The sequence below is a fragment of the Microbacterium sp. B24 genome, from assembly GCF_000333415.1.
Lineage (GTDB): Bacteria > Actinomycetota > Actinomycetes > Actinomycetales > Microbacteriaceae > Microbacterium.
In genome coordinates, this window is sequence record NZ_BADB01000111.1 from 43,535 (window position 1) to 52,375 (window position 8,841).

5 protein-coding genes are annotated in these 8,841 nt (G+C 70.4%); 2 read left to right on the forward strand and 3 right to left on the reverse strand.

Annotated elements, in window-relative coordinates; genetic code table 11:
* The first annotated feature begins 5 nt into the window (after positions 1-5).
* Positions 6-4,094 carry an RICIN domain-containing protein gene (locus tag I5I_RS02580; protein ID WP_051039443.1) on the forward strand — a complete coding sequence of 1,363 codons (4,089 nt, stop codon included), beginning with the start codon at positions 6-8 and terminating at the stop codon, positions 4,092-4,094.
* A 75-nt stretch (positions 4,095-4,169) separates the two neighbouring features.
* On the opposite strand, the gene pgm is transcribed toward I5I_RS02580, so the two are convergent.
* Positions 4,170-5,813 carry a phosphoglucomutase (alpha-D-glucose-1,6-bisphosphate-dependent) gene (gene pgm / locus I5I_RS02585; protein ID WP_036316135.1) on the reverse strand — a complete coding sequence of 548 codons (1,644 nt, stop codon included), beginning with the start codon at positions 5,811-5,813 and terminating at the stop codon, positions 4,170-4,172.
* Positions 5,814-5,846: 33 nt separating this feature from the next.
* Positions 5,847-6,482, reverse strand: coding sequence for a hypothetical protein (locus I5I_RS02590; RefSeq protein WP_231560275.1), 636 nt, complete (start codon positions 6,480-6,482; stop codon positions 5,847-5,849).
* 23 nt (positions 6,483-6,505) lie between these two features.
* Between I5I_RS02590 and pheA the strand changes: the two genes are divergently transcribed.
* The gene (gene pheA / locus I5I_RS02595) at positions 6,506-7,489 is read left to right on the forward strand and encodes a prephenate dehydratase (protein ID WP_036316138.1); all 984 of its coding nucleotides are present in this window, start codon (positions 6,506-6,508) and stop codon (positions 7,487-7,489) included.
* A gap of 131 nt (positions 7,490-7,620) precedes the next feature.
* Here pheA and I5I_RS02600 read toward each other — a convergent pair whose 3' ends face one another.
* Positions 7,621-8,700, reverse strand: a complete 1,080-nt coding sequence (locus I5I_RS02600) for an LLM class flavin-dependent oxidoreductase (RefSeq protein ID WP_036316139.1) — start codon at positions 8,698-8,700, stop codon at positions 7,621-7,623.
* Positions 8,701-8,841: the final 141 nt, after the last annotated feature.

The following is an 8,841-nucleotide window of genomic DNA, read 5'->3' on the forward strand; positions in this document are numbered from 1 at the left end:
CCACGATGAAGTCCCCCGGCCTGATCGCGCTCGCCGCCGTCACCGCCCTCGGTATCACCGGACTCGTGGCGCCGCTCGCGGCTGCCGAGCCTGCGGCGGCGGCATCCGCGCCCCCCACGGTGACGATCACCCCCAACCCCGCCTACGCCTCCGAGCCCTTCGAAGGGTGGGGGACGAGCCTGGTCTGGTTCGCGAACGCCACAGGTGGCTACCCGGAGGCGGTTCGACAGGACCTCCTCGACAAGGTGTTCGGCGAAGACGGGCTGAACCTCAACATCGCCCGCTACAACATCGGCGGCGGCAACGCGACCGACGTCCCGTCGTATCTGCGTCCGGGCGGTGCCGTGCAGGGGTGGTGGAACCCCGATCTCGGCAAGAGCGACGGCTCCGGCCCGATCACCTCCACCTACGCCGACCGTGCGCGCTACGCCGCCGCCTGGAACCCCGACGACCCGTCCGCGTTCAACTGGAACGCCGATGCGACCCAGCGCTGGTGGATCGAAGCGCTCAAGGACAAGATCACCAAGTGGGAGGCATTCAGCAACTCCCCGCCCTACTTCCTGACGCAGAGCGGGTACGTCTCGGGTGGCATCAACAACGCCAGCGCCGAGCAGCTCGCGCCCGCCGACATGGACAAGTTCGCCGGGTATCTCGTGAAGGTCGTCGAGCACCTCGAGCAGACCTACGGCATCACCTTCGACTCCCTCGACCCGTTCAACGAGCCGAACACGAACTACTGGGGCACGACCATCCCGCAGGGCGCGACCTGGCCGACCTCGGCCAGTCGCCAGGAGGGGGCGCACATCGGCCCGCAGCGCCAGGATCAGATGATCCAGGCGCTCGCGGCGCGTCTCGCGGCCCCGTCGACCACGACCAAGGTTCCGATCTCGGCCATGGACGAGACGAACCCGTCCACCTTCGTCACGGACTGGAACGGGTGGTCGCAGTCCTCGAAGGACGCCGTCGCCCAACTCAACGTGCACACGTACGGAACCTCCAACCGCACGATGGTGCGCGACATCGCCAAGACCGCTGACAAGCCGCTGTGGATGAGCGAGGTCGAAGGCGACTGGGACACCTCGAAGTCCGGCTTCAACCAGACCAACATCGACAACGGTCTGGGCATGGCGGGCCACATGATCGATGACCTCCGCGAGCTCGAACCGCGGGCCTGGGTGTTCTGGCAGCCGGTCGAAGACCTCTACAACATGCAGAAGGTGGAAAAGCTCAACTGGGGCAGCGTCCTCGTCGACTTCGACTGCAACGCCGACGGGAACTCGAAGCGGCGCCTCACGGACGGCGACGCCGACCCCTCGTGCAAGGTCGTCACCAACGCGAAGTACAACACGGTGCGCAACTTCACCCACTTCATCCGCCCGGGTGACCACATCGTCCCCACCAACGACACGCAGACCACCGCCGCCGTCTCGGCATCCGGTACCGGCGTGAACCTCGTTCACGTCAACACGGAGACCACCGCGCGCACCGTGCGTCTTGACCTGTCGAACTTCGCATCGATCGCGCCGGGTGCGACGGTGACGCCGGTCGTCACGACGCAGTCTCCGGCCGACGATGTCGAGAAGAACGCGCTCGTCACCGGTTCCGCCGTGGCCGTCGACCCGATCACGCGCACGGCGACCCTCACGGTGCCGGCCAAGTCCGTCACGACCTTCGTGGTGTCGGGCGTGTCGGGCGTTGCGGCGTCCGCGCCGCAGGTGAAGGACGGCGCGGCCTACCAGCTCCTGGGCGTGCAGAGCGGCAAGGCCCTCACCGTGCAGGGGACGGCGCTCACCATCCGCAGTGCGGCGACGACGGCGGATGCCGCGACGGCGCAGACCTGGACGGCGACCTCGCTCACCGGCGCCGGCTCCGACCGCCAGCGTGTGCTGTTGCGGGCAGCCGACGGGCGCTACCTGGCCTCATCCGGGACGAACCTGACGGTGATCAGCGCGACACCGGAGCAGGCCGCGACCAACCCGGCGGCGCAGTGGATGCCCACCACGCTCGACGGACGCGGATTCTCGCTGCTGAACGTCGCGTCCACCCGTGTGCTCGACGTCAACGGTGCCGGTACGGCCGACGGCACCAGCGTGGGGCTGTGGACCTCGAACAACGGCGCGAACCAGGCCTGGACGCTCGCCCCGACCGCGGTGCAGAGCGTGCCCGACGTGACGACCACGACCGCCGTGGGCGTCGCGCCGGTGCTTCCCACGACGGTGCCGATCCGTTACGTGGGCGGTGGCACGCGCACGGCCGCCGTGACGTGGAGCCTCGACGGCCACGACTGGGCCCCGGGCACCACCATCGTCGCCGGCAGCGGCACCGATCTGTTCGGTACGCCGTTCACCGTGCGGGCGGTGGTCGACGTCGGCGCCTATACGGCGGCACTGCCCGTCTCGCTCACCACGTACACGGGAGCCTCCGCGGCCACGGTCGCCGCCGCGTCGCCGACGACCGTGCCTCTCGAGGTGCGCGCCGGCGGAGCGACGGCCTCGGCGCCGGTGACCTGGTCGTGGTCGGGCGTGACGGATGCCGCGTTCGCGCAGCCCGGCATCGTCTCGATCAGCGGCAGTGCGAGCGTCGCAGGCGGGGGCACGCTCCCGGCCAGACTCAGCGTCATCGTCACGGAGCCGACGGAGAACAACGTCGCACGCACGAGCACGGCGTCCGCGACCTACACCGAGAGCGGCTACCCCGCCTCGAACACGATCAACGGCATCACGACGGACAAGGGATGGTCGAACTGGCGCAGCGGCACGCTCAACGCCGCCGACACGCTGACCTACGCCCTGTCCGCTGCGGTTCCCGTCCCGCACGTGAAGGTGTACTTCAAGCGCGACGGGGGCACCTCGTGGGCCCGAACGATGCACGTCGACTACCGACTCGGCTCGGGTTCCTGGGTCACCGGAGACACGATCACCGTCGGAACCCCGGCGACCGGCGATCCCTCCGTCGACGTCCCCGTCGGCGCGGCATCGGCTGATCAGATCCGTGTCGTGATGAACGCCTACCCCAACACGCACATCATCGTGTCGGAGGTCGAGATCTACGCGCCGGCTCCCTCGGCATCGTCGGTCGCGGACCTCGCACGGCTGAGCGTCGGCTCCACGTCCGTGCAGGACTTCACCGCCGACCGCACGGCCTATGCGGTGTCGGTGCCCGGATCGACGTGGCCGACGGTGGCCGCGACAGCGGTCGACGAGGATGCGACGGTCGCGATCGTCCAGCCCGCCGACGGCGGGGGCACGGCCACTGTCCGCGTCACGGCCGTCTCCGGCGCCGAGAAGGTGTACACGATCGCCGTCACCCGCGATGCCGTCGTCTCGGGCGTGACGATCACCGGCGCGCCCACGGTCGGTGCGACGTTGACGGCTGTCGCCGGCACCGTCGACCCGTCGACGGCGCAGCTCACCTACGCCTGGCGTCGGGACGGGGTGCCGATCGATGGAGCGGTGTCGACGCAGTACACCGTGACCACCGCCGATGTCGGACACGCGCTGACGGTCGCTCTCACGGCAGCCGCCGACGGGTTCACGGCTGCCACCACGGTCTCCGACGCCGTCACGGGTCAGGAGGCGACGACCACGCCGACGCCGGATCCCTCGCCGTCGCCGTCGGCCTCCGCCTCCCCGTCCCCGAGCGGCCCCGCTTCGCCGTCGCCGTCGGCCTCCGCCGGAACGGGAGCGCCTGGTGAGGGCGACCTCACGGCGGCGCTGCAGGGCGCGATCTCGGGACCGGCGACGATCGCCGCCGGCTCCACCGTGTCGATCCAGGTCGGCAGCGATCGCGCCGGCAGCTCGGTGGGGGCGTGGCTGTTCTCGACGCCGCGAGCCCTCGGCACCGCGACCGTCTCGGCAGCGGGAACCATCGCGGTGACCGTTCCGCTCGGTGTCCCCGCAGGCGCACACCGGCTTGCGGTCACCGACGCCTCCGGAGCGGTGATCGGGTGGTACGCGGTCACGGTGACGGCAGCGCCGACGGCGCTCGCGACGACCGGTGCCACGGCTCCGTTCGGCGTGGCTCTGGTCATCGCGATGCTCCTGGTCCTCGCCGGCGCGGCGCTGGTCATGCGTCGCCGCACCGTGCGGGCCTGAGAGACGGAAGCGGCCCCGTCCCCCTCGTCGGGGGCCGGGGCCGCTTCCGTTCGTGCGGTCAGCGATCGGTGCGTGTCACGCGTCGCCCAGCGCGGCAGCGACGACGGCGCGGGCTTCGGCCTGCACTTCGCGCAGGTGTTCCTCGCCGCGCAGCGACTCGGCGTACAGCTTGTAGACGTCCTCCGTGCCTGAGGGGCGTGCGGCGAACCAGGCGTGTGCGGTCTGCACCTTGAGGCCACCGATCGCGGCGCCGTTGCCGGGCGCCTGCGACAGTTTCGCGGTGATCGGCTCGCCGGCGAGCTCGGTCGCGGTGACCGCCTCCGGGGCGAGCTTGGACAGGGCGGACTTCTGCGCCGGCGTCGCCGGGGCGTCCACGCGCTGATAGGCGGAGGCGCCGAACTGGGCCTCCAGCTCGGCATAGCGCTGCGACGGCGTCTTGCCGGTCACCGCGAGGATCTCCGCGGCGAGAAGGCACAGGAGGATGCCGTCCTTGTCGGTCGTCCACACCGAGCCATCGAAACGCAGGAAGGAGGCTCCCGCCGACTCCTCGCCGCCGAACGCGACCGACCCGTCGAGGAGGCCGGGAACGAACCACTTGAACCCGACCGGCACTTCGAGCAGCCGCCGGCCGAGCGCCTCAGCGACCCGGTCGATGATCATCGACGAGACGAGGGTCTTGCCGACGGCGGCGTCGGCCGCCCACTGTGGGCGGTGCGCGTACAGGTAGTCGATCGCCACCGCCAGGTAGTGGTTCGGGTTCATCAGCCCGGCATCCGGCGTCACGATGCCGTGGCGGTCGGCGTCGGCGTCGTTGCCCGTGAGGATGTCGTACTCATGGCGTCGCGCCACGAGTGCGGCCATCGCGGACGGCGACGACGGGTCCATCCGGATCTTCTCGTCCCAGTCCAGTGTCATGAAGCGCCACGTCGGGTCGACCTCGGGGTTCACGACGGTGAGATCGAGCCCGTAGCGCTCGCCGATCAGCTGCCAGTACTCGACCGAGGCGCCGCCCAGGGGGTCCGCGCCGATGCGCACGCCCGCCTTCGCGATGGCGGCGACGTCGATGATGCTGCCGAGGTCGGCGACATAGCCTTCACGGAAGTCGTACGAACCGAGGGTGTCGGCGTCGATGTCCTTGAAGGGCGTGCGCCGCACGCCCTCGAGGCCGGCGGCGATGAGGGCATTGGCGCGGTCGGCGATCCAGCCGGTGGCATCGGTGTCGGCCGGGCCGCCGTGGGGCGGGTTGTACTTGAAGCCCCCGTCTCGCGGCGGGTTGTGCGAGGGGGTGACCACGATGCCGTCGGCGCGAGCGGGGTCGTCGGCGGCGAGGTCGCGGTTGTAGGTGAGGATGGCGTGGCTGAGGGCCGGTGTCGGCACCCACGAATCGCGGGAGTCGGTACGGACGTCCACACCGTTGGCGACCAGGACCTCCACCGCCGTCCGCTCTGCCGGAAGCGACAGGCCGTGCGTGTCGCGACCGAGGAAGAGCGGACCGCTGATGCCCTGCGCCGTGCGGTAGTCGACGATCGCCTGGGTGGTCGCGAGGATGTGGTCCTCGTTGAAGCTCGTGCTCAGCGACGAGCCGCGGTGGCCGCTCGTACCGAAGGCGACACGCTGTTCGGCGACGGTGGGATCGGGCTTGAGGTCGTAGTAGGCGGCGATGAGCTCATCGATGTCGACGAGGTCGGAGGCTTCGGCTGGCTGTCCTGCGCGGCTCATGTCCACAGTCTGTCACTGCCGCGGCGCCCCCGCTCACTCCCGGTGCAGGACCGAGGTCGCGGTGCTGTCGGACAGCTTGTTGATGAGCGTCAGCGTCTCGGGCTTGCACCCGTACTTCGCGTCGCTGATCGGCGCGACCGAGATCTGCTGGCTGATGGCCCCGGCGTCCGTGCCCTTGCCGTCGATCGTCGCGACGATCTCCAAGCCCGACGTGTCCTGGGTCTGGCTGCCGATCCCGTTGCCGGTGACCGTGTAGGTGCCCGTGATCGAGCCCTTGAAGTTGATGAGGATGGTCGTTCCCGACACGTTCGCGGTGACCTGCTCGGCCGGGGTCCACTTGTAGGTCCCGTCCTTGCGGAGGATGAGATCCGCGGTGCCCACCGGAGTGAACTTGGCACCCGATCCCGCCATGAGCGAGTTCACGTCGTTGTAGAAGGCCGTGACCTGGTCCTGGCCCATGTGCCACTCGCCGACGAGGCAGGCGAGGTCGGCCGTGGGCGACGGCGAGGGCGTCGCTGTCGGAGTGGGCGTCGGCGTCGGGGTTGCGCTCGCAGAACCGGTCGGCGTGGGCTGGGTCGCCGGCTTCTCATCGACGGGCGCGCACGCGCTCAAGCCGAGTGCGAGCATGGCGGCGGTGACGACGGCGAGGGAGGAGAATCGGCGGATCACCCCTTCAGCGTAGGCTGTCACCCGTGACTTCCGCGCCTTCGTCGACCGAGGCGTCTGCGGCATCCGTGCCCGCGCGCCGTACCTACAGCTATCTCGGACCGGCCGGAACGTTCACCGAAGCGGCGCTGGCGCAGGTGCCCGAGGCGCGCGACCAGATCTGGCGTCCGGTGCGCAATGTCGCCGAAGCGCTCGCCGACGTGGTCGAAGGCCGGTCGGATGCCGCGATGATCGCGATCGAGAACTCGGTCGACGGCGGTGTGTCCACCGCACAGGATGCACTGGCCACGATGCCGGGGCTGAGAATCATCGGTGAGTATCTGGTCCGCGTGAACTTCGTGCTCGTCGGCCGCCCGGGAACCCGCCTCGAGGACGTCACCCTCGTGGCTGCGCACCCGGTCGCCTACGCGCAGTGCCTGCGGTGGCTGTCGGCCCATGTGCCCGACCATGCGCACCTGCCGGCGTCGAGCAACGTGGCCTCCGCGGTCGACATGTTGGAGGGCATCAGCGACGCGGATGCCGCGGTGGCGCCGCCCGCGATCCTCGAACACCACGACCTTCAGCTGCTCGCCGAGGAGATCGGCGACAACGCCAATGCCGTCACCCGCTTCGTGCTGGTGGGCCGCACCGTCGCGCCGCCCGCGCCGACCGGCGCCGACAAGACCTCGCTGATCGTCGAGCTGCCCGAGGAGTACCCGGGCGCGTTGATGGAGATGCTCGAGCAGTTCGCCACGCGCGGGATCAACCTGTCGCTGCTCGCCTCGCGACCCATCGGCGACGCCCTGGGGCGCTACCGATTCGTCATCGATGCGGACGGGCACATCCAGGACGAGCGCATGGCCGACGCGCTGCTGGGTCTGCGGCGGTTCAGCCCGAAGATGATCTACCTCGGCTCCTATCCGCGCGCCGACCGTGCGATCGTCCACTACCCCGAGCGCTACTCGGACGAGGTGTTCGTCGAGGCCCGCGATTGGCTTCGCGGTCTCATCTCCGGCGCCCCCGAGGCCTGACCTCCGGCTTCGCCGTTTCGACCGGGGGTGTATCTCTTGCCGGTCGTTGAGCGAGCGCAGCGAGTCGAAACGCAGAGCGCAGCGAGTCGAAACGCAGAGCGCAGCGAGTCGAAACGCCCCGATCAGCGGCCTCAGGCTGCGAGGAGTTCCAGCGTCTGGACGCGGCCGGTCGCGGCGTTCATCGCCTCCCCGTCGTAGGCTCCCGACACGGGCGAGATCATGACCTCGTCGACGCCGTGGCGATCGGCGAAGGCCGCAATCGCCCCGCGCGCGTCGTCGCCGGTCCCGACGAACCAGCGCCGCCGCAGCGCGTCGAGAAGAGGGCCGGCGAGACGGTCCTCCGCCTCGGACGCGGCGGCCTGCTCGACGGTTTCCAGCGCCGTGAGCGGGCGCCCACCGCGCAGACGTGCCATCATCCGCGCCTGCGGCAGCATGCGCTCTTCGGCCTCGGCGGTGGTGGGGGCGACGACCGCGTTGGCGGTGAGGAAGGTGCGGGGCGCGTCGAGGTGCGCCGAGGGCTGGAACTGGCCGCGATAGAGGTCCAGTGCCCGCTCGAGGCCCTCGCCCGAGAAGTGGTTGGCGAACACGTAGGGCAGTCCGAATGCGGCCGCGAGCTGCGCCGAGTAGTCACTCGATCCGAGCAGCCACACCTCGGGCGCGCCCGTCGCCGCCGGCGTCGCGTGGATGCCGTAGCGGTCGTCGTCGCCGGCGCGGCCCGTGTGGCGCACCGTCGCGCCGTCGGGCGACATCAGCGCGCTGATGTCGCGGACGTGCTCGGGGAAGCGGTCGACGTCGCTGGAGGTGCCGCTCATGCGCAGCAGCTGGGTGATGACCGGGTCGCTTCCCGGTGCTCGCCCGAGGCCCAGGTCGACGCGTCCGGGCGCGATGGCCTCGAGCGCGGCGAACTGCTCCGCGACGACGAGTGGCGCGTGGTTCGGCAGCATCACGCCGCCGGAGCCGACGCGGATGCGCGAGGTGCGTGCGGCGGTGGCAGCGATCAGCACCGGCGGCGTCGTCGACGCGACGGCCGGCATGTTGTGGTGCTCTGCGAACCAGTAACGGCGATAGCCCAGGTCGTCGGCGCGCTGCGCCAGCGCGAGCGAGGCGGCGACGGCCTGGCTGCTGGTCTGGCCGGAACGGACGGGAACGAGGTCGAGAACGGAGAGTACGGGAGACATCGACAGCGACAACCCCGCGCGCACCTCTCGCATTCCGGCGCCGGATCTCAGCCGGCGTTCTTCACGACCTCGTAGGCCGCCAGGGCCGCGTCGCGCGATGCCTTCAGATCGACGATGGGGTCCCTGTCCTCGGCATCCGGCGCCCACTCGCGGACGTACCGCCCGTCGCCATCG

Bases quoted from the DNA above. Each gene is read 5' to 3' on its own strand.
- I5I_RS02580 (WP_051039443.1), top strand. From the start codon at position 6: ATGAAGTCCCCCGGCCTGATCGCGCTCGCCGCCGTCACCGCCCTCGGT.
- pgm (WP_036316135.1), bottom strand. From the start codon at position 5,813: ATGAGCCGCGCAGGACAGCCAGCCGAAGCCTCCGACCTCGTCGACATC.
- I5I_RS02600 (WP_036316139.1), bottom strand. From the start codon at position 8,700: ATGCGAGAGGTGCGCGCGGGGTTGTCGCTGTCGATGTCTCCCGTACTC.